Source organism: Pseudomonas saponiphila (assembly GCF_900105185.1).
Taxonomy (GTDB): Bacteria; Pseudomonadota; Gammaproteobacteria; order Pseudomonadales; family Pseudomonadaceae; genus Aquipseudomonas; species Aquipseudomonas saponiphila.
The window spans coordinates 547,786-571,815 of record NZ_FNTJ01000002.1 but is presented as its reverse complement, the minus strand read 5'-3'; the positions used below and the strand labels follow the sequence as shown (position 1 = coordinate 571,815).

General features: G+C 63.6%; 22 protein-coding genes and 1 pseudogene. 15 read left to right on the top strand and 8 right to left on the bottom strand.

Annotated elements, in window-relative coordinates:
* Positions 1–91 precede the first annotated feature (91 nt).
* The gene (locus BLV47_RS24525; protein WP_092318535.1) at positions 92–568 is read left to right on the top strand and encodes a DUF6392 family protein; all 477 of its coding nucleotides are present in this window, start codon (positions 92–94) and stop codon (positions 566–568) included.
* A 183-nt stretch (positions 569–751) separates the two neighbouring features.
* Here the strand turns inward: BLV47_RS24525 and BLV47_RS24520 are convergent, their stop codons facing one another.
* Together BLV47_RS24520 and BLV47_RS24515 are read right to left on the bottom strand one after the other, a co-directional pair.
* Positions 752–1,948 carry a type II toxin-antitoxin system HipA family toxin gene (locus BLV47_RS24520; protein WP_092318533.1) on the bottom strand — a complete coding sequence of 399 codons (1,197 nt, stop codon included), beginning with the start codon at positions 1,946–1,948 and terminating at the stop codon, positions 752–754.
* Positions 1,948–2,199, bottom strand: a complete 252-nt coding sequence (locus tag BLV47_RS24515) for a helix-turn-helix transcriptional regulator (protein ID WP_092318531.1) — start codon at positions 2,197–2,199, stop codon at positions 1,948–1,950. Before BLV47_RS24515 ends, BLV47_RS24520 begins: the two co-directional genes overlap by 1 nt.
* Before the next feature lie 214 nt (positions 2,200–2,413).
* Between BLV47_RS24515 and BLV47_RS24510 the strand changes: the two genes are divergently transcribed.
* From BLV47_RS24510 to BLV47_RS24490, 5 genes are all read left to right on the top strand, one after another.
* Positions 2,414–2,992, top strand: coding sequence for a hypothetical protein (locus BLV47_RS24510; RefSeq protein WP_092318529.1), 579 nt, complete (start codon positions 2,414–2,416; stop codon positions 2,990–2,992).
* 9 nt (positions 2,993–3,001) lie between these two features.
* Entirely contained in the window at positions 3,002–3,217 is a 216-nt protein-coding gene (locus BLV47_RS24505; RefSeq protein ID WP_016963103.1) for a helix-turn-helix domain-containing protein, read from the top strand.
* Positions 3,218–3,292: 75 nt separating this feature from the next.
* Complete coding sequence (locus BLV47_RS24500) at positions 3,293–3,958, top strand: hypothetical protein (RefSeq protein ID WP_092318527.1); 666 nt, start codon at positions 3,293–3,295, stop codon at positions 3,956–3,958.
* 81 nt (positions 3,959–4,039) lie between these two features.
* Complete coding sequence (locus BLV47_RS24495) at positions 4,040–4,477, top strand: SMI1/KNR4 family protein (RefSeq protein WP_092318525.1); 438 nt, start codon at positions 4,040–4,042, stop codon at positions 4,475–4,477.
* A complete protein-coding gene (locus BLV47_RS24490; RefSeq protein WP_208605312.1) occupies positions 4,474–4,815 on the top strand; it encodes a hypothetical protein in 342 nt (113 codons plus the stop codon). The genes BLV47_RS24495 and BLV47_RS24490 overlap by 4 nt, the downstream gene beginning before the upstream one ends.
* Positions 4,816–4,915: 100 nt before the next feature.
* On the opposite strand, the gene BLV47_RS24485 is transcribed toward BLV47_RS24490, so the two are convergent.
* Both BLV47_RS24485 and BLV47_RS24480 read right to left on the bottom strand, forming a co-directional pair.
* Entirely contained in the window at positions 4,916–6,265 is a 1,350-nt protein-coding gene (locus BLV47_RS24485) for an aryl-sulfate sulfotransferase (RefSeq protein ID WP_092318521.1), read from the bottom strand.
* Between the two features lie 66 nt (positions 6,266–6,331).
* Positions 6,332–8,704 carry a TonB-dependent receptor gene (locus BLV47_RS24480; RefSeq protein WP_092318519.1) on the bottom strand — a complete coding sequence of 791 codons (2,373 nt, stop codon included), beginning with the start codon at positions 8,702–8,704 and terminating at the stop codon, positions 6,332–6,334.
* A gap of 154 nt (positions 8,705–8,858) precedes the next feature.
* Between BLV47_RS24480 and BLV47_RS35680 the strand changes: the two are divergent.
* The 4 genes and pseudogenes from BLV47_RS35680 to BLV47_RS24465 all read left to right on the top strand — a co-directional run.
* Positions 8,859–8,948, top strand: a pseudogene (locus BLV47_RS35680) (helix-turn-helix domain-containing protein); the annotation flags it as partial.
* Between the two features lie 225 nt (positions 8,949–9,173).
* Positions 9,174–10,859, top strand: coding sequence for an IS21 family transposase (gene istA, locus BLV47_RS24475; RefSeq protein WP_062838241.1), 1,686 nt, complete (start codon positions 9,174–9,176; stop codon positions 10,857–10,859).
* Positions 10,747–11,496, top strand: coding sequence for an IS21-like element IS1474 family helper ATPase IstB (istB, locus tag BLV47_RS24470; protein ID WP_062838242.1), 750 nt, complete (start codon positions 10,747–10,749; stop codon positions 11,494–11,496). The genes istA and istB overlap by 113 nt, the downstream gene beginning before the upstream one ends.
* Positions 11,497–11,551: 55 nt before the next feature.
* Positions 11,552–12,451, top strand: a complete 900-nt coding sequence (locus tag BLV47_RS24465) for a LysR family transcriptional regulator (protein WP_425272209.1) — start codon at positions 11,552–11,554, stop codon at positions 12,449–12,451.
* Between the two features lie 123 nt (positions 12,452–12,574).
* On the opposite strand, the gene BLV47_RS24460 is transcribed toward BLV47_RS24465, so the two are convergent.
* On the bottom strand, positions 12,575–13,078 hold the full coding sequence (locus BLV47_RS24460; protein ID WP_092318517.1) for a hypothetical protein: 504 nt from the start codon (positions 13,076–13,078) through the stop codon (positions 12,575–12,577).
* 5 nt (positions 13,079–13,083) lie between these two features.
* Positions 13,084–14,127 (bottom strand): AAA family ATPase, encoded by a 1,044-nt coding sequence (locus tag BLV47_RS24455; protein ID WP_092318515.1) that lies wholly within the window; start codon positions 14,125–14,127, stop codon positions 13,084–13,086.
* 329 nt (positions 14,128–14,456) lie between these two features.
* Between BLV47_RS24455 and BLV47_RS24450 the strand changes: the two genes are divergently transcribed.
* Entirely contained in the window at positions 14,457–16,073 is a 1,617-nt protein-coding gene (locus tag BLV47_RS24450) for an alkaline phosphatase family protein (protein ID WP_092318513.1), read from the top strand.
* 354 nt (positions 16,074–16,427) lie between these two features.
* On the opposite strand, the gene BLV47_RS24445 is transcribed toward BLV47_RS24450, so the two are convergent.
* Positions 16,428–17,333: a TauD/TfdA dioxygenase family protein gene (locus tag BLV47_RS24445; RefSeq protein ID WP_092318511.1), complete on the bottom strand. Its 906-nt coding sequence runs from the start codon at positions 17,331–17,333 to the stop codon at positions 16,428–16,430.
* Between the two features lie 183 nt (positions 17,334–17,516).
* On the opposite strand from BLV47_RS24445, the gene BLV47_RS24440 reads away from it, so the two are divergent.
* On the top strand, positions 17,517–18,437 hold the full coding sequence (locus BLV47_RS24440; protein ID WP_092318509.1) for a LysR family transcriptional regulator: 921 nt from the start codon (positions 17,517–17,519) through the stop codon (positions 18,435–18,437).
* A gap of 149 nt (positions 18,438–18,586) precedes the next feature.
* On the opposite strand, the gene BLV47_RS24435 is transcribed toward BLV47_RS24440, so the two are convergent.
* Positions 18,587–19,609 carry an ABC transporter substrate-binding protein gene (locus tag BLV47_RS24435; protein WP_092318507.1) on the bottom strand — a complete coding sequence of 341 codons (1,023 nt, stop codon included), beginning with the start codon at positions 19,607–19,609 and terminating at the stop codon, positions 18,587–18,589.
* Positions 19,610–19,995: 386 nt separating this feature from the next.
* On the opposite strand from BLV47_RS24435, the gene BLV47_RS24430 reads away from it, so the two are divergent.
* From BLV47_RS24430 to BLV47_RS24420, 3 genes are read left to right on the top strand one after another with little or no spacing between them, the layout of a single operon-like run.
* Entirely contained in the window at positions 19,996–21,591 is a 1,596-nt protein-coding gene (locus BLV47_RS24430; RefSeq protein ID WP_092318505.1) for an ABC transporter permease, read from the top strand.
* Entirely contained in the window at positions 21,588–22,403 is an 816-nt protein-coding gene (locus BLV47_RS24425; RefSeq protein ID WP_092318503.1) for an ABC transporter ATP-binding protein, read from the top strand. Before BLV47_RS24430 ends, BLV47_RS24425 begins: the two co-directional genes overlap by 4 nt.
* A gap of 14 nt (positions 22,404–22,417) precedes the next feature.
* Positions 22,418–24,028, top strand: a complete 1,611-nt coding sequence (locus tag BLV47_RS24420) for an arylsulfatase (protein WP_092318501.1) — start codon at positions 22,418–22,420, stop codon at positions 24,026–24,028.
* The last annotated feature ends 2 nt before the right edge of the window (positions 24,029–24,030 follow it).

The window sequence follows — 24,030 nt, the reverse complement described above, 5'->3', positions numbered from 1 at the left end:
TCTTTGTGTCCCAACGGAGCCACTGGTCTTTTCAACCGGCTAAGATCGGCCGCCAACGAGCCCCCACTCAGCACAGGACAATGGAGAAACCATGGACGCTAAAACGATCAGCCGCTGGGTAAGCAGCCTCGGGCTCAGCCATGAAGCACTGATCGCCCGGGGAGAGCGCATCGAGCGCCCGACGGGCAAGATCTACGATGAATTCGAATGGCTGACCGTGGTCGTCGAGCCCGGCCTGATGCTGGACTTCTGGGAAGACAGCCTGGCCCTGGAAAAGGTACTGATCGAATTCATGCCCCTTGAACAGGGGCGCTCGTATTACCGCGGCGAGCTGCCTGCCCCCTTCTCGCGCACCATGACCCACGAGGAAATCCGCAGCCTGCTGGGCACGCCCCTGCGATCGGGGGAACGCAGGCCATCAGCCGATGGGCAATACACGCTCAACGCCTGGGAGAGCTACCGCCTGCCGGAGCCTCTGCATCCCAGTGCGCGGGTTGGTTTGGTCTATAACGCCGACATGCAGATCAAGGTCCTGTCGTTCGACTTGCTGGAGCCGCAGCGCGACTGAGCCGTGCCCTATCGCCAACCAGGCTGCTTTGCGTAGCAACTGTATTCCTCACGCGATTTGTGCCGACGTCTTGCAGCGCTCTTGCGGCCGCCTTCGCGGGCAAGCCCGCTCCTACGATGGCACGAGATACCCCGTAGCCATGCGTAGCAAGCGGCCGCAAGGCACGGCCCGGCAACCAAGGCACTAGCCAAAGGTTTTCATAAAGGGCTCGGCACATTGCCGGATCGCCGCGACGACATGCGGCGCCCGTTCGCCCCATTCGGCCGATCGGTTCAACACCCGCTCCAGTGCTGCCAACTGCCCGCGAATAACCTCTTGCGGACGAGCCACATCACAGACCTTGGCGAACTCCAACAACCCCTGCCGAGAAGCAAACAGGGACTTGTTGCCCAGCAGATCCAGGGCCAGCACGTCCTGCGGTATGTAGGCCGTGGTATTGACGATGTCGTAGGCCGGCGCCAGCCGCGCATCGCGCTGGCCAGGGTCGGAATACAGCAGCCCGAAGTTCTTCAGGTGGGCATCGCCATTCCCCACGATGCAGCTCAGGCTGACCATGGCAAACAACTGCGCCAGTGAACCCGGCACCTGCTCAGGTGGACAGAACAGGCGCACAGCCTTGGCAATGGCCGAATAGCTCTTGCTGTATTTCTGCTGCGCACCCAGTCCCATCAGCGCCGCCATGTCTTCAAACCCCAGGCAACCGAGCTGCTCGTCCCGGTCGAAGCGGCGTATGACGAACAACTTGGCGTTATCGGAGAGGTAGAACTCGGGCACCGCCATCCCCGACTCCCTGGCCACCGACATGCACAGGAATTCATTGATCGCCAAACCCGGAAACTCATCCCGGCCGCTCTTGATGATCAACTCCGAGGTGTTCGAGGTAAAACGCCGCGACGCCGCATCAGGCCGCTCCGGCACCATGACCTTGGGCTGCACGCCGGATATCCCGGCACGCAGGATGTAGCGCTCCACCAGATCGGCAAAGATGTCCTCGGCGCCATCCCACGCGAGGATCTCTTGCAGTTTTTCCCCGGGAAACTGCTGTCGCTGCAACAGCCCATCGACTTCAGGCGAGCTCACCGCGACCCGCCCGATCGGCGCGCTGCTGCCGGACAGTGCCAGCAGCAACATCGGGTCGACCTTCAGCACCTTGGCCAGGCGGTTGCGCAATTGCTCCAGCACATAGCCTTCGGGCAGGTTCATCTGGAAGATCGGGTGCAACTCCCGATAACGGTATTCATCCAGCCGCACGGGCATCAGCAGACTGATCGCAGCCTGTGCCCGAGCATCATCGTGATAGCGAAACAGATAGTCGTCTGCGCCACGGTGGACTTTCCCGCTCTCACCGGCCGGGGTGGCTACCTGCAACACCGTGGCCATCAGTCGAACACTCCCTGGATCTCGTCCAAGGTGGGCATGGCGGCCGGCACCAGGGTGAATTCACAGTCCAGGGCGCCCAGCACTCGCGCATAGGCCGCCATGCCCACCGACAAGTCGCCGCGCTCGATGGCAATGACCTTCTGCCGGGTCACACCGGCCAGGGCGGCCAGACTGGCCTGGGTCAGGCCACGGTGCAGACGACGCTGGCGAACCTGCTCGCCAAGGCGCGCAGTGATCAGAAAGTAGTCCATGTTCTGTATACGCAACAAAATTGATTGAACGTAACGTATACCTAACATTCCGAAAAATCAAAGAGGCGCTGCGCGCCCGGACGGGAGCGAGCTCCCTCGCCACATCATTAGTCCAAGCTATAGAGCCAAGGCATTCACAAAGAAATAAATTATTGTAATTCGATAATTTTTTATCAATAATCAGCCACCTCCCCCGTTTTGCAAGGAATAACGCATGCACTCCCCAATCAACGGCTCGGCCCAATACCGCTTGCGACGGGTCGGCCTGCTGGCCGCGATCCTGGCCTGGGTCATGGGTGTCGTCGAGGTCGGCGGCAATGCCGGAATGTGGATCTATAACAAGGACCAGATGCTCGGTGCCCTGCTCAGCGTATTCGCCGAACACTCGCCGCGCCTGCTGGAAGCCGATTTCAAGCTGTCGTCCGCAAGCTTCACCCTGCTGGTGATCCTCGACTTCCTGCCCCTGCTGCTGTCGAGCTTCGCCCTGTACCTGACCGGGGTGTTCTTCCTGCGGCTGTCGCGCGGCGAAACCTGGAGCGATCGCAACATCCGCATCCTCTGGCGCGTGGGCATGCTGTGGATCGTCGCCCCGGCCACTTTCCCGATGATGGAAACCCTGCAAGGCCTGGCCCTGTCCATCGACCTGCCGCCCGGCCAGCGCATTCTGCAGATCTCCGCGGGCTTCTCGTCCTACGCCGCTTACGAGGTGGTCAAAGGAATCTTGCTCTGCTCGTTTTCCATTATCATGCGCGACGCCAAAGTCCTCAGTGATGAGCACAGTCACTACATATAGAACAATGAGATGACCATTATCGTTCGGCTTGACGTTGTCATGGCTAAAAACAAGATTCGCTCCAAAGAGCTGGCCGCCATCCTGGGCATTACCGAGGCGAATCTGTCGTTGCTGAAAAATGGCAAGGTCAAGGGGATGAAAATCGAGACCCTGGACAAACTCTGCGCTGCACTCGACTGCCAACCCGGCGACCTGCTGGAGTATCAGGCCAGCGAGCCTGCGTAACCCCCCACGTTTGTTCGAACCGAGTCTCGATCGTTAAAGCCTTATCCATTCCTCACGTTGCACATTGGCTTATTCATGACTCGCTACCTGCTCTGCCCGCTGCTTTTGCTCGCCTGTTTTTTGACCGGCTGCGCCAACAAACTGGAAGTGGCGATCGACGCCACCCCGGCCCAAGACTATTACTTCGACCCCAAGGCTCCGGTGCTGGTGACCGTCGACGGCGCCAAGGATGCCCAGGGCCTCAAGGCCAGCTACTACCTGCGCGACATGGTCGCCGCCCTGCATGGCATGGGTTTTACCCAGGTGTATACCGAATCGTCGCTGCCGAAAAACCACCCGCCGTTTCGCATGAACATTGCCCTTGCTGTGGGCAGTAAAAAGACCAGCTACCGCTACACCGCCACCGACTACGGCCAGGTGCCCAGCAGCACCAAAACCACATGCATGCCCGGCAAGCACCAGCAGACGGTGTGCACCAGCACCCCGGTGATGTCCTACCGCGCCATCGGCTCCTCGGAGCGCACCGGCTACACCACCCTTTCGACCTTCAACATCAAGGCCAAGGACGAGCAGAGCCGGCGCACGGTATTCCTGCTGCGGGCCTCGTCCTATAACGAGGACTGCCAGGACGCCAAGGTCGAGGATTTCCTGGTGCAGGAAAGCCTCGATAACCTGGACTTTCGCAACCGCGTGCAACGCAAATACAGCGTCACCCTGCCCGAAGGCCAGAGCTGCAACTAGCGCCTACCGCGCACCGGACGACACGCCTACAATCGCCCGCTCGCCCCCGCGCGCGGGCGCATGTCTTCAATCACAAGGCGCATGTCGAACATGACCACGGACTGGAATGCCTGGGAAATAGAACCCGGATCGGCGGTGGATGAACAGCGGATCACCCAGGTGCAGCAACGCCTCGGCGTCGAGCTCCCGCCGCTGTACCTGGAGCTGGTGCAATACGCCGAGGCCGCCACGCCGGGGATCGGCCGTTTTGCCTATGACGGCGGCTACGCCTGCATCAGCGAGTTCTTCGATTTCAGCCTGACCAGCGAACCCTGGACCCTGCTCTGGTACGCCAGCCCTGGCCGCGTGCCGGGACTGCCCGCCGGTTGCCTGCCGATCGCCCGGGATGCCGGCGGCCTGCTGATCTGCCTGGACTTCAACAGCCCGCAGGTGGCGGTGGAAATCTTCGACCCCGAGAACGCCAGCCGCTACCCGGTGGCCGCAGACTTCAAGGCCTTCGTCGAGCGCTGGCAGCCATGAACACACCGCGCAAATGGATAGTCGTGCCCACCAGCAAGGACGCCATGCAACGCCTGGATCTGGACCAGTGCCTGCCGGGGGACCTGGAGGAACTGGCGCTGTCCGCGGAGCAGTGGACCGCCCTGTGCAGCAGCGACCTGCTACCGAGCCTGAACCACGCCCTGGGCACTCTGATCGACGACTACGAAGACGCTTCGATCCAGGGTCGGGCCGCCCTGGCCACGGCGCTGTCGATCCTCACCCAGACCGCGACGGCGGAGGATGAACTTATCCACAAGCTCATCGCCCTGAATCGACTGGCCCTGGAACGGGACACCGGCCTGTTCTTCTACTTTTGAGGTCATCCTCCAGAGCTGCTCCCGCACCTCATTTGTGGCGAGGGAGCTTGCTCCCGCTGGGCTGCCAGCCCGACCTGACCGCAGCAGCACGGCCTCTAGCTCAAATCCCCGTGCTGGCACTGGCCTGCTTCAGCCCCGACTCCGGCACGCTCACCGCGGTTTGCGAACGCGGCGTGCCCTCGGGCACCCAGTCGTAATTCACTGGCAAGGCGCGGTACACCCAGTTGCTGATGGCCTCGCTGCCCGGGGCCTTGCCCAGGTAGGGGCTGACGTATTCCCAGACGATTTCGCCGCCAGCCGTGACCTGGAAGAAGCGCCCGTTCATGCCCTCGTCGATCAGCGTGTTGCCGTTGGGCAAACGCCGCGCGCTGCTGATGAACGAACTGTAGAAGGCCCAGCCCGGCTGCCGGGAACTGGCGGCGCTGTACTGCCAGACGATCTCATTCTTGATCGGGTCGATCTCCAGCACCCGGGAGCCGGCGATCAGCCCCAGAGGCACCGAGGGGTAACCGGCCGTGCCCTGGTTGTCGAACACCAGCAGGTGGCCGGCCCCCGGCAAGCCGGCGGGAATGATGTGGGCGTCATGCTGGCCGACGAACTGATCCACCGGACGCGGCACCTTGCCCGCGGTCTTGGGGTTGATCGGCGCCAGGTTCGGCCCCAGGCGCCAGACCACCTTGCCACTGTGCTTGTCGAGGATGGCGATGAAGTTGGCGTTGCGCGAATCGATCAGCAGGTTGTCCGGGGCGAAGCGTTGGTCACCGGCGTCGAACCAGCGGTTGGGGCCCACCACGCTGAGGTTGTTGATGTGCAGGTAGTCCGGGTTGTCGGTGCCGTACACCAGCTTCAGTTGCGCCGGGGTAAAACCGAATTCCCTGAGGTGCTCGGAGGCCAGCCACTGCCATTTGACCTGGCCCTCGGGGCTGACTTCATAGATCGCATCGTCGATCACCTGGGGCACCTTGAACCCCGCCACCTTGTGCACCTTGTTGGCCAGCACCAGGGTGTTGCCGTTGCTCAGCCGGCGCTGGTCGTGGTGCTGCTGGGCGGCGCCACCCGGGGCCTGGTCGCCCCACTGCCAGAGCACCTTGCCATTCCAGTCCAGCTCACCGACGCTCTGGTTGCCCAGGCCGTTGCCGGCCGAGCCCAGGGGCCCGGGCTCCTTGTCCTTGAGCTGCAACAGCACCCGGCCACGCTCGCCGTTCACCAGTTGCGGGTCGATGATCGCCGAGGGAAAACCGGCTTGCGGCCAGTTCTTCACCTCGTTGCCGTTCATGTCGATCAGGTGGGTCTGTTTATCGGCGCCGCTGAAGATCACGTACTGGTTATAGGCCCTGGCCGGATCGTAGCGGGTCACTCCGGTGGGGTAGACACTGGGGGCGGCCTGCACCGCCGAGGCCAGCAGGGCGGTGGACAACAGCAGGGGCAACGCGGTGGTGAGGCGCAACATGACAAGCACTCCTGTTCAAGTCGAAGGGCGCCGGCGAACCCGGCGCGAGGTGCGAAAAGCCGGGTATCAGAAGTCGTAGCGACCGGTCACGCCGAGGGTCCGCGGGGTGCCCAGCAGGCCTTCGTAACCGCCGTTGCCGGCGGTCCAGAGGGTGGTGTAGTAGGTCTTGTCGAAGGCGTTCTTCAGCCACAGCGAGACGTCCCACTGGCCCTGTTCGTAGTTGCCGCGCAGGCCGGTGGACAGGTTGACCACGGCGTAGCTGGGGATCTGCCCGTAAGCGGAATCTTCCACGGTGCCCACGGCCTTGGAACGGAAGGCGTAGCTGGCGGTGACGTACTCTTCCAGGCCGTTGTCCAGGTTCCACTTGTATTCGCCGTTGGCGTTGCCGATCCATTTCGAGGCGCCCACCACCTGGTGCCCGCTGAGGTCGCAGGAGGCCGGTGCACCGGGGCGCAGGCTGACTTCCGGTGGGCACGGCGCATCCTTGTAGGACAGGTAGCGCACGTCGTTGTAGGAACCGTTGAGGTTCAGGGTCAGGCCACGAATCGGCACCAGGGTGCTTTCCACTTCCACCCCGCGCGAGCGCACCGAACCGGCGTTGGTCAGGTACTGCACGCGGTTGGCATTGTCGTAGGCGTTGGTCTGGTAGCCGTTGACCTGGGTCCAGAACAGGTTGGCGTTGAGTTGCAGACGGCGATCCCAGAGGGTGCTCTTGAACCCCAGCTCGGCGTTGTTGGCGCGCTCGGTGCCAATCAGCAGCGAGTCGGCCCCGGCGGTCGGCGCCGAGCCCACCGCCAGGTTGACCCCGCCGGACTTCTCGCCGTGGGACAAGGTGGCGTAGCCCAGCAGGTCATCGGTGAAGCGGTAGCTGAGGTTGAGCAGGCCCGAAGGGCTGGTGCTGTACTGGTTGAGGTCGCCGGAATCATAGGCCCCGGTGCGGCCGCGACGGGCGTTGGCGGCGGCACCGGCCACCGCTGCGCCGCCCAGCGGGGCGTTACGGCTGACCCAGGCGCTTTTTTCCTCGTAGGTGCCGCGCAGCCCGGCGGTGAAATCCAGGCGCTCGGTCAGGTGCCAGGTGCCCTGGGCGAACAGGGCGAAGCTGTTGGTCTGGATATGCCCGTTGCCGATGCTGGTGACGTTGCTCAGGGCCCCGGCCGGCGTGCCGTTCCAGATATCCGCCTGGGGCCCGTAATAGGCGAAGGATTTGTTGTCCAGGTCGGAGCCGAAGTAGTAGGCGCCCAACACGTAGTCGAAGAAGCCACCGGTGGGCGAGGCCAGACGGAATTCCTGCGACCACTGCTTGTCTTCCACCGAGACCCCGGCGTTGTAGCTGGCCGGCACGTTGAGGCCGTCGTCGTTGCGCGGGGTGAAGTTCCACCAGCGGTAGGCGCTGACCGAGGTCAGGGTGAAATCGCTGGGCAGGGTCCAGTTGGCTTCCAGCGAAGTACCGCCCTGGAACACCGTGACATGCTGGTCGTTGTCCAGGTTGACCTTGCGGTGCGAGCCGTTGACCAGGGTCGCCCCGGCCGCCGCCGCGCGGGACTGGTAGACGTTGGTGCCGTTGATGGTCGGCCCGGTGCTGTACAGCACCCGGGTGCCGGCGCTGGAGTCCTCTTCGTTGTAGTCGCCGATCCAGCGCAGGTTGAAGCTTTCATTGGGCTTGTACAGCAGTTGCCCGCGAAAGCCCTGGCGCGATCCGCCGTTGAGGTCGTGGCGGTCGAATTCGTTCTTGATGTCGCCGTCGCTGCGGGTGCGATAGGCCGAGAAACGCCCCGCCAGTTCATCGGTCAGCGGCCCGGAAATCGTGCCCTTGGTCTGGAAGTAGCCGTCCTCGCCGAGGGAGGTTTCGATGCTGCGCTCCGGGGTGAAGCTCGGCGCCCGGGTGCTGATGTTGATCACCCCGGCGGTGGTGTTCTTGCCGAACAGGGTGCCCTGGGGGCCGCGCAGCACTTCCAGCTGCTCGATGTCCATCAGGTCGAACACCGCCATCCCCGGCCTGCCGAGGTAGACGTTGTCGAGGTACAGCCCGACGCTGCCTTCCAGGCCATCGCTGGCCGGGTTGTTGCCCAGGCCGCGGATCGACACGCTGGACTGGCGCGCATGCATGTAGGCGACGTTGACGCTGGGCACCAGTTGCTGCAGATCCTGAATGCGATACACCCGCTGGCTCTCCAGGGCCTGGCCGCCCACCACGCTCATGGGCGTGGGCACGTTCTGCGAGCTTTCCTCGCGGCGCCGCGCGGTCACGGTCACCGTCTGCAACTGGCCATCATCGGCCTTGACCTTGCTCGCGCTGCTCTTGGCCGGCGTGGTGTCCGGCGCCGGGGCGTCTTCGGCCCAGCTTGGCGTCCAGCTCGCGCTGCCGGCCAGCAACAGGGCCAGGGGCAGGCGCTTGAGCCGCCGGGGCGAGAGGGGTGAAGCGAGGGACAACGGACTCATGGGCGGCTCCTGGTCAGAAAATATACAGCCTCGTATATTCCTTAAAGTTATTTATTTATGTTTTTACAAAGATTTACTGCATAAGAGATTGCCTTTATAAGGAGTCGACCTAATGCATAGCCAATGCATTTCCCCGATATTTTTTATGTGAAAAATGCATATCGACCTGCGCCAGCTCCGTCACTTCATTGCCCTCGCTGAACAGCGCAGCTTTGTTGCGGCCGCAGCGGCGGTGAACCTTTCGTGCGGATTTCGGAGCACCGTGACCGGCCGTTTCGGTTGATCGTGACCGGTCATTTCGCTAACGCGTGACCGCTCATTTCGGTAGCAACGTGACCGATTTTCCGCCTGTTCCGAAACAGGTGGTCACGGCTTACCGAAATCGCCGGTCACGACTTAGCGAAAGCCTTCCCCTTCGTTGCGCATGACCTGATGCGCCGCCATCCTCGACCGATTTCGGGAGAGGAAGATGGCGGCGCCGCGAGTAGCCATGCGAAACATCAAAGAATGTCTGCGCCTCAAGTTTGAGGCCGGCTTGTCCCACGAGAAGATTGCCCGTGCCTTGCAGCTGTCCAAGGGCGTGGTTAGCAAGTACATCGCGGCGGCGCGGGTGGCCGGGCTGGACTGGCCGGCGCTGGTGGCCATGGACGAGGCCGCGCTGGCGGCCGCCTTGTTTGCACCGACGTCGACGAACAAGCCGCGCGGTGAGCGAGTGCTGCCCGATGTGCTGAGCATCCACCGCGAGTTGCGACGCAAGGGCGTGACCTTGCAGCTGCTGTGGGAGGAATATCTCGCCGCGCATGCGGGCCAGCCGACCTACCGCTACACCCAGTTCGTCGAGCACTACCGGCGCTACGCCCAGACGCTCAAACGTTCGATGCGTCAGCTGCACCGTGCGGGCGAGAAGCTATTCATCGACTATGCCGGGCCGACGCTGCCGGTGGTCGACCCGGCCACCGGCGAAGTGCGCCGGGCGCACATCTTCGTCGCCGCCCTGGGCGCCTCGAATTACACCTATGCCTGCGCGACGCCAGGCGAAACCCAGGTGGACTGGCTGACCTCGCTGGGCCAGGCTCTGACCTACTTTGGCGGCGTGCCGGAAATGGTTGTGCCGGACAATCCGCGCGCCCTGGTCGCCCAGCCGGATCGCTACGAGCCGGGCCTGAACCGGGCCACGCTGGAGTGCGCGCGTCATTACCAGACGGTGATCCTGCCGGCACGGCCACGCAAGCCTCAGGACAAGGCCAAGGCCGAGGTGGCGGTGCAGGTGGTCGAGCGCTGGATCATGGCGCGGCTGCGCCATCGGCAGTTCTTCAGCCTGCATGCGCTTAACCAGGCCATCGCCGAGCTGCTGGAGGATCTGAATCGGCGCCCGTTCAAGCGGCTCGATGGCTGCCGGCGCGACTGGTTCGAGCGCCTGGATCGCCCGGCCTTGCGAGCGCTGCCGGTGCATCCCTACGAGGTCGCCACCTTCAAGCGCTGCAAGGTCAGCATCGACTACCACATCGAGGTCAATGGCAGCTTCTACAGCGTGCCCTCCGCCCTGGCCCGGCAGAACGTGGACGTGCGACTGACGGCACACACCCTGGAAGTGCTGCATGGCAACCGGCGGGTGGCCAGCCACCTGCTGCTGGGGCGACGCGGCGCTTACAGTACCCAGCGCGAGCACATGCCCGCGGCGCACCAGGCGCATCGCGAATGGACGCCACAACGCCTGCTCGACTGGGGCGCGCGGATCGGCCCCTACACGCGCCAACTGATCGATCACCAACTGACCCACAAGCCGCACCCGGAGATGGGCTACCGCGCCTGCCTCGGCCTGCTCTCGCTGGCCCGGCGCTATGGCAATGCACGCCTGGAAGCCGCTGCCGAACGTGCCGTACACCTGCGCGCCTTCACCGGGCGCAGCGTGCGCAACCTGCTCCAGCAAGGCCTGGATCAACAGCCGCTGCCCCAGCGTGCCGCCGAAACGACCTTACCCGGCGACCACGAGAACGTCCGTGGCGCCGACTACTACCAACCCCCGCAACAGGAGCTGTTCGATGATGCCGCAACACACCCTGAATCAACTGCACCAGCTACGCCTGGACGGCATGGCCCGCGCCCTGGAAGAGCAATGGACGCTGCCGGCCAGCCACAGCCTGAGCTTCGATGAACGCCTCGGCCTACTGCTCGACCGCGAACTGGCCTGGCGTGACAACCAGCGCCTGGTACGGCTGCGCAAGAAGGCCAAGCTCAAGTACGCCAACGCCTGCCTGGAAGATCTCGACCGCCGCACCGGACGCGCCCTGGACGAGCGTCTGATCGCCACCCTGGCCAGTGGCGACTGGATCCGCCAGCAGCACAACCTGCTGCTGACCGGCCCGACCGGTGCCGGCAAAACCTGGCTGGCCTGCGCCCTGGGCAACCAGGCCTGCCGCCAGGGCTATAGCACCCTGTACCTGCGCACCCCGCGCCTGCTGGAACAACTGCGCATCGCTCATGGCGACGGCAGCTTCGGCCGTACCCTGCAACAGCTGGCAAAGGTCGACGTCCTGGTGCTGGACGACTGGGCGCTAGCCCCGCTGGAGGAAGGAGCCCGGCATGACCTGCTGGAGGTGATCGACGACCGCGCTGGCAGCCGCTCCACCATCCTGACGAGCCAACTGCCCATCGAGCACTGGCACGGCTGGATCAACGACCCGACCCTGGCCGATGCCATCCTCGACCGCCTGGTGCACAACGCCTACCGACTGACGATGAAAGGCGAGTCGCTGCGCCGAAAAAAAGCCGAGGAACAAGCCGCATCGTGACCGATGCGATTACAATCCAGAACCCGCGCAACCGGGGTGGAAGCACCGGTCACGTATTAGCGAAACGCTCGGTCACGTTCACCGAAATCCGCACCTTTCGCAATCGGCCTTCAGCCGCAGCATCCAGGCCCTGGAACACAGCGTCGGTTGCCAACTGGTGGATCGCGGGCGCAAGGACCTGGCACCGACCAAGCAGGGCCAGCTATTGCTGGAGCACGCCCGCCGGCTGGTCAGCGGCGCCCAGCAGATGGCCAACGAGATCAGTCAGTTCAATGGCCTGGAGGCGGGGGAATTGCGCTTCGGTTGCGGCCCGGCGCCGGCCTCGGGATTGATCCCCCGGGCCATCGGCCGCTTCATCGGGCGCTACCCCAAGGCCCGGGTGCAGTTCCAGGTGGATGACTGGCAAAGCCTGAGCAAGCGCCTGCTCAGCGAAGAGTTCGAATTCTTCGTGGCCGACACCCGCCACTTCGAAGCCGACCCGGACTACCTGACTCACCGCCTGCGCCCGCGCAAATGGCATTTCTGCTGCCGCGCCGGGCATCCGCTGGCCCAGCGCGACAGCGTCAGCGCCAGCGAACTGATTAGCTACCCGCTGGCGGTGACCATCCGCCCGCCGAACCTGCGCAAGGTCATCGTCGACCTCTGCGGCAAGCCGGACTACACGCCCAATGTGGAATGCGAAAACAGCTACAGCCTGCTGGGGGTGGTGCTGCGCTCGGACGCCATCGGCATCGTCGGCTCCTACAGCGACGCGTTGCACAACGCCAAGGGCGAACTGGTGTGCCTGAAGATCGACGGCCTGGCCGACGACCTGGAAGAGCTCTACACCCGCTACGGCATCGTCAGCCGCGCCGGCTACCGCCTGTCGCCCCTGGCAGCGGCGATGATCGAAGAGATCAAGGCCACCGACGAACAGGACGAGGACGTGTGCAGCCTGGACAAGATCGCCGTCTGATGGGTTTCAGGACTGTCTTCGAATGTGAAGAGCAGGGAAATTGCAGGCGTATGCTGATAAACAACAGCTGAAGGCAGCGTGAGAAGAAATGACGGCGTGATGAAATACTCGCGAAAGCTTTGATTAACGGGCCGTAACAAGCCACGCCATTGCTTGAGGCCTTTTCATGCTGACTATCTTTGGGTGAGCGTCTATAGCTCGCAGTAGTTGTTTAAGCTTGTGCTTGATGTCCGCAAGTTCGACCTTGGGCTGGTGTGCGGCAGGCTGTTCGATGTGCACGACCACATGCAACCTGTGACAATTGAGAACGGCTTGGCTCAGCGCCCGCTCATGCTCCAAGGTATTGCCATTCAGACGGGCCGGCAGCAAAGCTGCCAAAGTGCAAAACACCTTGTTGGCAATCGCTTCGGGTAAGGCCGATGGCTTGAGCGCCTGAGGGTGACGATAATCTTTGACCTCGATGAAAAAGGCTATTTGATCCGGGGACAGCGCCAGGATATCTACAGCTTGAATATCATTGCGCTGCCTAACGAAATGATTGCGATAGAAACCCCAGTCATCGAACTTGCTGGCTTGCCAATGGGCCGGAAACGTAAAGGTCAGCCTCTCAATCTGCAAAACCGACATGCCCTTCACTCCAATGCCAGATAACGGTCGGACTGTTGCAGGCTTTCTTCAAGAGCGGTGATATCGCCGATATCTTCCAAACTCCCACCTTGTTTCACGGTAATCCCGCCTTCACTGCTGTGAAGACCAAAAAACGCTGCATCCTGAGGCTTTTCAGTTAACAGAATGTCCAGCTCACGTAGTAAAAACAGGCTGTGGGTGGCTATGAATATCTGGATGCCACTCGCGCTCAAGTCAACGATGGTTTTGGCCACTTGCTTGATCAAGCGAGGGTTGAGGTTCGCTTCCGGTTCATCCCAGAACAGATACCCCTGATGCAGCAAGGCCCCCGTACTGATCAGACGTGCCAGCATGCCCAACTTTCGCAAACCCTCCGCTACCAGTGGAATTTCCATTCTGCCGCTGACATTACGTAGATAAAAACGCCCATTTTTATCCAGCTCAATACTGCCCTGCATCGCGGTTTCCAGAGGGCTGAGCAACTCGCGAATACGATCTTCGGTCGGTCCCTTACGCAATAACCCGCCAAGTAGCCTGCAGGTGTCACGCCAGGTTTCCTCAAACTCCAGGTAGTGGTTCTCATAAACCGCAAGAAAGTTTGGGTAGATGCTCAACAACTCACGCGTCGGTAAATACGTAGGTGTTGCCTTGAGCCAACATTTGGGCAGATGTTCGACACTGACTTCGGTCTTGCTGTTAGTGGCGAAACTGAAAGCCAGGTCGTATTCACTCTTATCGAAGAAAAACTTCACATCACATCGCTCGCGGCCTCGCTTGCGCCGGGCCAGTCTTCCTAGTGACTCAGGACGGAAAACCCCCACCAGCTTATCGGCCATTCGCAACTGCAAAACAGATTTTGTCGGTTCCATGGATGCCGCATTCGGCCGGTTGCGCTCCTCGGAACTGGTCGCGAGCCCGGCGTATGCCAGCTTCAACAGATGCGTCTTTCCCGCGCCATTCTCCCCCACGATCACATTCAGCTGTTTACTGAACTGCAGATCGGCCTCTTCAAAGACTGTGAAGTTTTTGATGTGGAGTCGTTTGAGCATGCTTTCCTCGAGATAAGAGCGATGGCGATGTGAAAATTAGCCGCCGGCAGACGTTAACACTGTCAGGAGTCTTACTTGGTAAATCTTGTTATCAAGGTTTGAATGACGCTGAAATCACACAGAAACATAACGTCGGATAATAGCTTGCTCTGCCAACAGACGCTCAACGGATAACAAGCCCGCACCTCACACTGAAGTGCTTTCGTAACCCTGAGACGCCAACACCTGCGGTTATGCGCGCCCTGCATCAAAACTATTCGGCAAATGCGCTTGCCGATAGCCCCCGCCGAAGGCGAAAAACCTCGCCTGTCTTTCCTTCGGTGAACCCCATGTCCAATAGCCTTCCACCCGTGCGCAACGTGCTCTACATCATGTGCGACCAGCTACGCCGGGATTACCTCTCGTGCTACGGCCACCCGCACCTGCACACCCCGAACATCGATCGCCTGGCCGCCGCCGGGGTGCGCTTCAGCCGCGCCTACACCCAGGGCACCATCTGCGGCCCTTCGCGCATGTCGGCCTACACCGGGCGCTATGTCAGCAGCCATCAGGTGGCCTGGAACGCCGTGCCCCTGCCCCTGGAAGAACTGACCCTGGGCGACTACCTGCGGCCCCACGGCATCCGCACCGCGCTGGTGGGCAAGACCCACGCCACGCCCAATCTCGATGCCCTGCAACGCCTGGCCATCGATCCCGACAGCCCCCAGGCCGAGGCGCTCAACGAGGTCGGCTTCGAACCCTACTTGCGTCACGACGGCATCTACCCCGACGACCCGATCTTCGACGACAAGCGCGATGCCGCGCCCTACACCCATTACCTGCGCAGCCTCGGCTACGACGGGCTCAACCCCTGGCACGACTGGGCCAACGCCGGGGCCGGCGAGCAGGGGCAGATCCTCAGCGGCTGGAAGATGCGCAACGCCCACCTGCCGGCCCGGGTCGCCGAAGAACACTCGGAAACCGTCTACACCACCGACCGCGCCATCGACTTCATCAATGAGCAGGGCGAGCAGCCCTGGTGCCTGCACCTGTCCTACATCAAGCCGCACTGGCCCTACATCGCCCCAGCGCCGTACCACGCCCTGTATGGCCCCGAGCAGGTGATCCCGGCGGTGCGCGCCGCGCCCGGGCAGCTCAGCGATCACCCGGTCTACGCTGCGTTTCGCCAGCATCAAGAGAGCCTGAATTTTTCCCGGGATGAGGTGCGCCTGAACGTGGTGCCAACCTACATGGGGCTGATCAAGCAGGTGGACGATCAGTTGGGCCGGCTATTTGATTTCCTGCAGAGCAATGGCCGCTGGGACGACACCCTGATCGTCTTCACCAGCGACCACGGCGACTTCCTCGGCGACCACTACCTGGGAGAAAAGGAGTTCCTGCTGGAGCCGGCGGTGGGCGTGCCGCTGATTGTCCGCGACCCGCGGGCGGCGGCGGACAGCCGTCGTGGCAGCGTGGACGAGCGCCTGGTGGAAACCATCGACGCCCTGCCGACCTTCCTCGATGCCCTGGGCCTGCCGGGGGCCGAACACCGCCTGGAAGGCCGCTCGCTGATCCCGTTGCTGCACGGCGCGACAGCGGACTGGCGCCGCTACGCCATCAGCGAATACGACTACGCCTTCCAGGCCCCGGCCCGGGAGCGCCTGGGCCAGCCCATCGACCGCTGCCGCATGACCATGGTGCGCAGTGAGCGCTGGAAGTACCTGGCCTATGACGGCTTGCGCCCACAGCTGTTCGACCTGCACAACGACCCTCAGGAACTGCATGACCTAGGGGCCGACCCGGCCTATGCCGCGGTGCGTGAAGAACACCTGGGGTATCTGCTGGAGTGGCTGCGTGGCCTGAAACGCCGCACCACCATCAGCCATGAAGAGATCGACCTGCGCGGCCAGCGTTTTCGCTACGGCGAACCGGAAAGCGAGAAGCTGGTGCCGATCGGCGTGTGGTAGGCCCAACCGCGCCTCCCACCGTAGGAGCCGGCTTGCCGGCGAAGAGGCCCTTGAACCTTGCCCCACGCTCAGGGACGCCTTCGCTGGCAAGCCAGCTCCTACAGCAGGCAGGCTCATCGGATAAATGCCGGTAGGAGCCGGCTTGCCGGCGAATAGGCCCTGAAACCTTGCCTCGAACTCAGGGACGCCTTCGCTGGCAAGCCAGCTCCTACAGCAGGCGGGCTCATCGGGTAAATGCCGGTAGGAGCCGGCTTGCCGGCGAAGAGGCCCTGAAACCTTGCCTCGCGCTCAGGGACGCCTTCGCTGGCAAGCCAGCTCCTACGGCAGGCGGGCTCATCGGGTAGATGGGACGGGTCAGAGGCCCTTGATGGTCTGGCTGCGCTGGCCGTGGACACCCACCGGGACATCGCCCTTGAGGGTCACGCGGCGCACGATGCGGTCCTGGGTGCCGTAGTCGTCCACGGCGTAATGCTGGGTCGAGCGGTTGTCCCAGATCGCCACGTCACCGGCGCTCCAGCGCCAGCGCACGGTGTTTTCCAGGCGGGTCACGTGGCTTTGCAGCAGGTTGAACAGGTGCGCCGAATCGGCCTGGGAATAGCCCTTGATGCGCTTGACGAAATGCCCCAGCACCAGGCTCTTTTCGCCGCTCTCGGGGTGCACGCGGACGATCGGGTGTTCCGTCTCGAATACGGTGGAGGTAAAGACTTTGCGGTAGCGCTCCAGCTTCTCTGCCGAGACATCGGGCTTGGCCCCGGCGTAGTCGTATTCGTTGCTGTGCACCGCCCAGAGTTTGTCCGCCAGCTCCCGCAGTTCTGCCGAGAGTTCGTTGTAGGCGGTGGCGGTGTTGGCCCACACCGTGTCGCCTCCGGAGGCCGGGGCCACCACCGAGCGCAGGATCGAGGCCTTTGGGTAGGCGTCGACGAAGGTCACGTCGGTGTGCCAGGAGTTGGCCCGCTGGCCTTCGGCGCCGTCCAGTTCCAGCAGGTAGCGGGTGCCGTCGCGCACAGGCACGGTGGGGTGGGCCACCGGCTCGCCCAACAGGTGCGAGAAGGCTTCCTGGCTCTGGTCGTCGAGGTGGGTCTGGCCACGGAAGAAGATCACCTTGTACTGCACCAGCGCCTGCTGGATGGCTTCCACGGTGGCGGCGTCCAGCTCGCCGGACAGTTGCACGCCACGGATCTCGGCGCCGATGCGACCGGCCACCGGGTGGATATCAAGGGCATGGACAGCGGGTTTAACGGCTAAGGCGGCATTGCTCATCAGGTACACCCTCATCGACTGCTTACGGTTGGAACCGCCGCGAAACAACGCTCTATCTATATTCAATTTAGATCTAATAGATAACCACATGCTTCGTTGACGGAATAAGAGCTTGCATTTAAAACCTCATGCCTCACTCGTCGCAAATGCCTTCGAGCTATTTTTCGGATGCCGGGAAAGCATATGGATCTTCGCCAATTGCGTTACTTCATCGCCCTTAATGAACACCGCAGTTTTGTCCGTGCCGCCGATGCCATGGGCATTACCCAGCCGGCCTTCAGCCGCAGTATCCAGGGCCTGGAACAGGAGTTCGGTTGTGTCTTGGTGGACCGCGGCAACAAGGACCTGCGCCCCACCCCGGAAGGCCAGGTGGTGCTGCAGCACGCCTTGAGCCTGGTCCAGGGCGCGGCCTTGCTCAGCAGTGAAGTGACGCAGATGACCAAGCTCGACGCCGGTGAGGTGCGCTTCGGCTGCGGCCCGGCGCCGGCGGTGAAACTGGTGCCCGACGCGGTGGCGCAATTCACCAGTGCCCACCCCAAGGTGCGCACCTGCTTTGCCGTGGATAACTGGGAGAAACTCAGCCGCAGCCTGAACCGTGAAGAGATCGAATTCTTCATCGCCGACATCCGCCATTTCGAGGCCGATCCGAACTACCAGACCCAACCGCTGACGCCCAAGCGCGGGGTGTTCTTCTGCCGCCCCGGGCACCCGCTGCTGGCCAAGGAAAGCCTGTCCACCAACGACATGTTCGATTACCCCCTGGCCGCCACCCTGATCCCCCCGGGGATTCGCAAACTGCTGGCCAACCTCAGCGGACGCATCGACTTTTCACCGACCATCGAAACCGAACACTTTCCGGCGCTGGTGAAGATCGTCCGCCAGTCCAACGCCATTGGCGTGGGCACCGCCGAGGCCTTTGCCGAAGACATCGAGCAGGGATCGCTGGTGCTGTTGCACTGGCGCAACCTGCCGCAGAACCTCGACAGCCTGAACGCCCGCTGCGGCATCGTCAGCCGCAGCGGTTTTCGCCTGTCGCCGGCGGCGCGCAAGCTGATCGAGGTGTTGGTGGAGGTGGATCGGCAGGGGCACGCCATCGCCGTGTAGAACGGCTTCGTCGGCAAGATCCCGCACGATATCCCCGCCGACCGTAGGAGCTGGCTTGCCAGCGAAGAGGCCCTCAAGACCGCCCTCGCCGGCAGGCCGGCTCCTACAGGGCTACGCAGGAGCCGGCTTGTCGGCGCATGGCGTCGACTTCAAAGACCGGCAGCAGCCAGTTGCGGCGCCACCCAGGCATCGACCTTGAACGGCTTGCGGATCAACCGCTCCTTGGCCGCCAGGTCCACCGATTCCTGCAGTTTGCCGAGGAACACCGGGTCCAGGGTCGAGGGGAAGATCTCACTCAGGCGCTGGTCCTTGAGGTCCTCCTGCAAGATCACCGGCGGGTAGCTGGCCAGGCCCGACACCAGCTGGATATAGGCGTCCTTGTTGCTGTCCTGGGTCAGCCACTGCACCGCCTGCTGCTGGGCCTTGAGCAGTTTTTCCACGGCCTCGGGATGCTCGTCGACAAACTTGCCGGCGCCCACCAGCACGCTCTGCACGCTGCCGGCGCCGCCCAGGTCCTTGGTGCTCAGGGGCAGTTCGGCCAGCCCCTTGCTGCGCAGGGCCGAGAGCCCGGTGCTGCCCCAGGAAGCATCGATCTGCTTGGCCGCCAGGGCCGCCACCGCCGCGTTGAAGTCGAGGTTGACCACTTTCAGGTCCTTCTCGCTAAGGCCCCGGCTGGCCAGGGCCGCGTCGAACGACAGCTGGGTAGCCGTGCCACGGAACACCGCCACGCGCTTGCCCTTGAGGTCTTCCAGGGTCTTGATCCCGGAGCCCGGCACCACCCCCAGGTAGTGCTTGACCCCACGGGCCGAGGCGCTGAGCAAACGGGTATCCAGGCCATTGGACTTGCCGATGATGGCCGCCAGGTCGCCGAGATAAGCCAGGTCGACCTGGCCGTTGGCAAAGGCTTCGTTGATCACCGGGCCTGCGCCCTTGAAGAAATTCCACTGGATCTTGATGCCCTGGTCGGCGAAGGCCTTTTCAAAGATCTGCTGCTGGCGCAACACGTCCACCACCCCGCCGCCGCTGTGCTGGGTGCCGGCGCTGAGGTCGGGCACGGCGATGCGGATCTCCTTGAGTTCGGCGGCCTGGGCCAGCAGCGGCAGGCAGCCCAGGAGCCCCGCCAGGGCCGGCGCGGCGAACAGACTGATGACTCGTTTGAAGGGAAGGTTCATGGGTGCGGCTCCTGCTGACAAAGGCGGTGATGCGCAGAAGGTAGGCACGGAATCGATCAACATATAAATACTATAAATTCACATTTTAAGAACCGATTCGAATAAACCAGCATCCACGGGCATCCCCGGGGACATGCATGAAACGCATGAAAAATATTCTTCAAATGCATTGGATGCGTGTCGGCGAGAAGCCTTAAATGGCCTTTCTTATCTCCCAATTGAATCGATAAGAATTTTAATAGATCACAAATGCATATCCCGTAGGCGCCGGCTTGCCGACGAAGAGGCCCGCAAGCCCTGCGTCGCCCTCAAGGGCTGATTCGCCGACACGCCAGCCCCCACGGCATCGACCCACGCCATGCAGAACCCGACGACGGAGGTCATCCATGGCCCGTGTTTCCCTGCTCAGCCTGCCCCTGGCGGCACCGTCCAACGGACGCCCGGGCTGGCCCGCCATCCATCAGCGCCTGCTGCCCTGGCTGCTGCCCCTGAGCCTGTTCGTCCTGTGGTGGCTGGCCAGCCGCAACCTGTGGATGAGCGAGCAGATCCTGCCGGCTCCGGCGCTGGTCTGGAGCAGCGCCCTGGAGCTGGCTCACGGCGAACTGTGGAGCCACCTGGCAATCAGCCTGCAACGGCTGTTCTGGGGCTTGCTGGCGGGCATCGCCGCCGGGGCGCTACTGGGCGGCGCGCTGGGTTTCAGCCGACGCCTGGAGCGCCTGGTGTTTCCGACCTTCGGCGCCCTGTCGCAGATCCCGACCCTGGCCTGGATTCCGCTGTTCATGGTGTTTTTCGGCATCGGTGAAGTGCTCAAGCTGGTGGTGCTGATCAAGGCCGTGGTGGTCCCCGTGACCTTGCATACGCTGGTGGGCGTGCGTGATGCCCAGCCCAAGCTGCGGGAAGCTGCCGCGGTGCTGCGCCTGCCCCCTGCGCTGCTGATCCGGCGCCTGGTGCTGCCCGCCGCGCTGCCGGCGTTCATGGCCGGGGTGCGCCTGGCCCTGGCCACCGGCTGGACCTCGCTGCTGGCGGTGGAGCTGCTGGCCTCCAGCGAAGGCATCGGCTACCTGATGGTCTGGGCGCGACAGCTGTTCATGCTGGACATCGTCTTCGTCTGCATCCTGGTGATCGGCCTGCTGGGAGTTTTCATGGACCGCGGCATCGGCTGGCTCGACCGCAAGCTGGTGTACTGGCCGCACCCGGCCACCGCCGAATTCCGTCGTGGCCCGCGCTACCAGGGCTGGCAGCGCCTGCAACCCTGGCTGCTGCCCCTGGCGCTGCTGGCCCTGTGGCAGGCGGCAAGCGACCAGCAATGGGTCGACCCGAACATTCTCCCCAGCCCGCTGGCGGTGCTCGCCACCACTGGCACCGGCCTGCTCGACGGCAGCCTGCTGGGCGGCATGGGCCTGAGCCTGGGGCGTACCCTCGGCGGCCTGCTGCTGGGCGGTGGCCTGGGCCTGGGCTTTGGCCTGCTGCTGGGCCTGTCACGGCTCAGCGAACGGCTGTTGGGGCCGACCCTGGCCGCCATCCGCCAGATCGCCATCTTCGCCTGGGTGCCGCTGCTCACTGCCTGGTTCGGCCTGGGGGAACTGGCCAAGTGGGTGTTTGTCGCCCTGGCCGCGTTCTTCCCGCTGTTCATCGCCACCCAGCGCAGCGTCGCCCAGCTTTCGCCGCAACTGGCGGAAGCCGCCCAGGTGCTGCGCCTGAACCTCTGGCAGCGGCTGCGCCGGCTGGTGCTGCCCGGCGCCGCACCGGGGATTTTCGCCGGCCTGCGCATCAGCCTGATCTATGCCTGGCTGGGCACCATCGGCGCGGAATACTTCATGCCGTCCAACGGCGGCATCGGCAGCCAGATGATCAGTGCCCAGCAACTGCTGCGCATGGACCTGATCATGGCCGGCATGCTCCTGGTGGGCCTTACCGGAGCCCTGCTCAACCTGATCGGGCAACAGCTCGAAATTCGCGCCACCCGCTGGAGACACGCATGAACGCACCCCTGGTCAGTTTCAATCACGTGGGCAAGACCTTCACCGTCACCGGTGGCGAGGTGGAGGCGATCCGTGAATTCAACCTGGACATCGCCGAAGGCGAGTTCGTCGCCATCGTCGGTTCCAGCGGCTGTGGCAAGTCCACTTTGCTGCGCCTGCTGATCGGCCTGGACACCGAGTTTCGCGGCGAGATCCGGGTCGACGGCCAGCGGGTCAGCGGCATCGGCAGCGAACGCGGCATCGTGTTCCAGGAACACCGCCTGTTCCCCTGGCTGACCGTGGCCGAGAACATCGGCCTGGGCCTGGTCAACGAACCCTTGAGCGCCGCCGAGCGCCAGCGGCGGATCGACGACTTCATCGAGCTGGTGGGGCTCAAGGACTTTACCCGAGCCTATCCCCACCAGCTCTCCGGCGGCATGGCGCAGCGGGTGGCCATTGCCCGTGGGCTGGTGGCCAGCCCGCGCATTCTGCTGCTGGACGAACCCTTCGGCGCCCTCGACGCCCTGACCCGCCAGCAGATGCAGGACGAGCTGCTGGCGATCCGCGAGCGGGCAAGAATCACCACCGTGCTGGTGACCCACGATGTCGAGGAAGCGATCTTCCTCGCCGACCGGGTGGTGGTGATGGAGCCGCGCCCGGGCCGGATCAAGCGCGTGGTTCAGGTGGCCTTGCCGCACCCGCGCCAGCGCAGCAGTTTCGACTTCCACCAGTTGCGCGAAGAACTGCTCCACGAACTGACCAGCGATGATCACTACCAGGCGCCGCAGCCGGCGCAGATCCGCGACCTGCCTTTGACCTTCATTGCTTGCTGAACAGGAGTGCCGCGATGCCGCAACGTCCCAACTTTCTGGTGATCCTGGCCGACGATCTGGGCTTCTCCGACCTCGGCGCCTTCGGTGGCGAGATCGCCACGCCGAACCTCGATGCCCTGGCCGCAGGTGGCCTGCGCCTGACCGACTTCCACACCGCCCCCACCTGCTCGCCGACCCGCTCCATGCTGCTCACCGGCACCGACCACCACATTGCCGGGATCGGCACCATGGCCGAAGCCCTGACCCCCGACCTGATCGGCAAGCCGGGCTACGAGGGTTACCTCAATGACCGCGTGGTGGCCCTGCCGGAGCTGCTGCGCGAAGCCGGCTACCAGACCCTGATGAGCGGCAAATGGCACCTGGGCCTGACCGCCGAGCGCGCGCCCCATGCCCGGGGTTTCGAGCGTTCGTTCTCGCTGCTGCCGGGGGCGGCCAACCACTACGGCTTCGAGCCGACCTACGACGAACACACCCCCGGGCTGCTGAAATCCACCCCGGCGCTGTACATCGAGGACGACCGTTTCATCGATGAACTGCCGGCGGACTTCTATTCCTCCGACGCCTTTGGCGACAAGCTCTTGCAGTACCTGAAAGAGCGCGACCAGACCCGGCCGTTCTTCGCCTACCTGCCGTTCTCGGCGCCCCACTGGCCGCTGCAGGCCCCCGAGGAAATCGTCGCCAAATACCGCGGCCGCTATGACGCCGGCCCCGAGGTGCTGCGCCGCGAGCGCCTGGAAAAACTCAAGGCCCTGGGCCTGATCGATGCCGAGGTCGAACCCCATCCGCTGATCAACCTCAACGCCGAATGGGACGCCCTCAGCGACGAGCAACGGCAACTGTCGGCTCGGGCCATGGAGGTATATGCGGCGATGGTCGAGCGTATGGACTGGAACATCGGCCGGGTGGTGGACTACCTGCGCCAGCAGGGCCAGCTGGACAACACCCTGATCCTGTTCATGTCCGATAACGGCGCCGAGGGCGCGCTGCTGGAAGCCTTTCCCAAGTTCGGCCCGGAACTTCTGACCTACCTCAACCAGCACTACGACAACCGCCTGGAAAATATTGGCCGGGCCAACTCCTACGTCTGGTACGGCCCGGCCTGGGCCCAGGCGGCCACCGCGCCGTCGCGGCTGTTCAAGGCCTTCACCACCCAGGGCGGGATTCGCGTGCCGGCGCTGCTGCATTACCCGCAACTGCCGCTCAAGGGGCAGATCAGCCACGGCTTTGGCACGGTGATGGACATCACCCCGACCTTGCTCGACCTGGCCGGCGTGCGCCACCCCGGCAAGCGCTGGCGCGGGCGCGACGTGGCGCCGCTGCGGGGCAAGTCCTGGCTGGGCTTTCTTTCCGGCGAAACCGCCCAGGTGCATGACCAGCACACGGTGACCGGCTGGGAACTGTTCGGCCGCCGGGCGATTCGCCAGGGCCAGTGGAAGGCGGTGTACATCCCCGGGCCGGTGGGCCCGGCGACCTGGCAGCTGTACGACTTGAGCCAGGACCCGGGCGAGATCCATGACCTGGCCCAGAGCCAGCCGGACAAACTGCGCACCCTGCTGCAAGAGTGGCAGCGCTACGTGGACGAAACCGGGGTGATCCTCAGCGAATCGCCGTTCCAGCCGGATTGAGC

Excerpts from the sequence above, each read along its gene's own strand:
- BLV47_RS24425 (WP_092318503.1), top strand. The coding sequence starts at position 21,588 with ATGAACGCACCCCTGGTCAGTTTCAATCACGTGGGCAAGACCTTCACC.
- BLV47_RS24435 (WP_092318507.1), bottom strand. The coding sequence starts at position 19,609 with ATGAACCTTCCCTTCAAACGAGTCATCAGTCTGTTCGCCGCGCCGGCC.
- BLV47_RS24525 (WP_092318535.1), top strand. The coding sequence starts at position 92 with ATGGACGCTAAAACGATCAGCCGCTGGGTAAGCAGCCTCGGGCTCAGC.
- istB (WP_062838242.1), top strand. The coding sequence starts at position 10,747 with ATGATGCCGCAACACACCCTGAATCAACTGCACCAGCTACGCCTGGAC.
- BLV47_RS24480 (WP_092318519.1), bottom strand. The coding sequence starts at position 8,704 with ATGAGTCCGTTGTCCCTCGCTTCACCCCTCTCGCCCCGGCGGCTCAAG.
- BLV47_RS24430 (WP_092318505.1), top strand. The coding sequence starts at position 19,996 with ATGGCCCGTGTTTCCCTGCTCAGCCTGCCCCTGGCGGCACCGTCCAAC.
- BLV47_RS24510 (WP_092318529.1), top strand. The coding sequence starts at position 2,414 with ATGCACTCCCCAATCAACGGCTCGGCCCAATACCGCTTGCGACGGGTC.
- BLV47_RS24460 (WP_092318517.1), bottom strand. The coding sequence starts at position 13,078 with ATGTCGGTTTTGCAGATTGAGAGGCTGACCTTTACGTTTCCGGCCCAT.
- BLV47_RS24505 (WP_016963103.1), top strand. The coding sequence starts at position 3,002 with ATGACCATTATCGTTCGGCTTGACGTTGTCATGGCTAAAAACAAGATT.
- BLV47_RS24515 (WP_092318531.1), bottom strand. The coding sequence starts at position 2,199 with ATGGACTACTTTCTGATCACTGCGCGCCTTGGCGAGCAGGTTCGCCAG.
- BLV47_RS24455 (WP_092318515.1), bottom strand. The coding sequence starts at position 14,127 with ATGCTCAAACGACTCCACATCAAAAACTTCACAGTCTTTGAAGAGGCC.
- BLV47_RS24485 (WP_092318521.1), bottom strand. The coding sequence starts at position 6,265 with ATGTTGCGCCTCACCACCGCGTTGCCCCTGCTGTTGTCCACCGCCCTG.
- BLV47_RS24450 (WP_092318513.1), top strand. The coding sequence starts at position 14,457 with ATGTCCAATAGCCTTCCACCCGTGCGCAACGTGCTCTACATCATGTGC.
- BLV47_RS24445 (WP_092318511.1), bottom strand. The coding sequence starts at position 17,333 with ATGAGCAATGCCGCCTTAGCCGTTAAACCCGCTGTCCATGCCCTTGAT.
- BLV47_RS24420 (WP_092318501.1), top strand. The coding sequence starts at position 22,418 with ATGCCGCAACGTCCCAACTTTCTGGTGATCCTGGCCGACGATCTGGGC.
- BLV47_RS24495 (WP_092318525.1), top strand. The coding sequence starts at position 4,040 with ATGTCGAACATGACCACGGACTGGAATGCCTGGGAAATAGAACCCGGA.
- BLV47_RS24520 (WP_092318533.1), bottom strand. The coding sequence starts at position 1,948 with ATGGCCACGGTGTTGCAGGTAGCCACCCCGGCCGGTGAGAGCGGGAAA.
- BLV47_RS24490 (WP_208605312.1), top strand. The coding sequence starts at position 4,474 with ATGAACACACCGCGCAAATGGATAGTCGTGCCCACCAGCAAGGACGCC.
- BLV47_RS24500 (WP_092318527.1), top strand. The coding sequence starts at position 3,293 with ATGACTCGCTACCTGCTCTGCCCGCTGCTTTTGCTCGCCTGTTTTTTG.
- istA (WP_062838241.1), top strand. The coding sequence starts at position 9,174 with ATGGCGGCGCCGCGAGTAGCCATGCGAAACATCAAAGAATGTCTGCGC.
- BLV47_RS24440 (WP_092318509.1), top strand. The coding sequence starts at position 17,517 with ATGGATCTTCGCCAATTGCGTTACTTCATCGCCCTTAATGAACACCGC.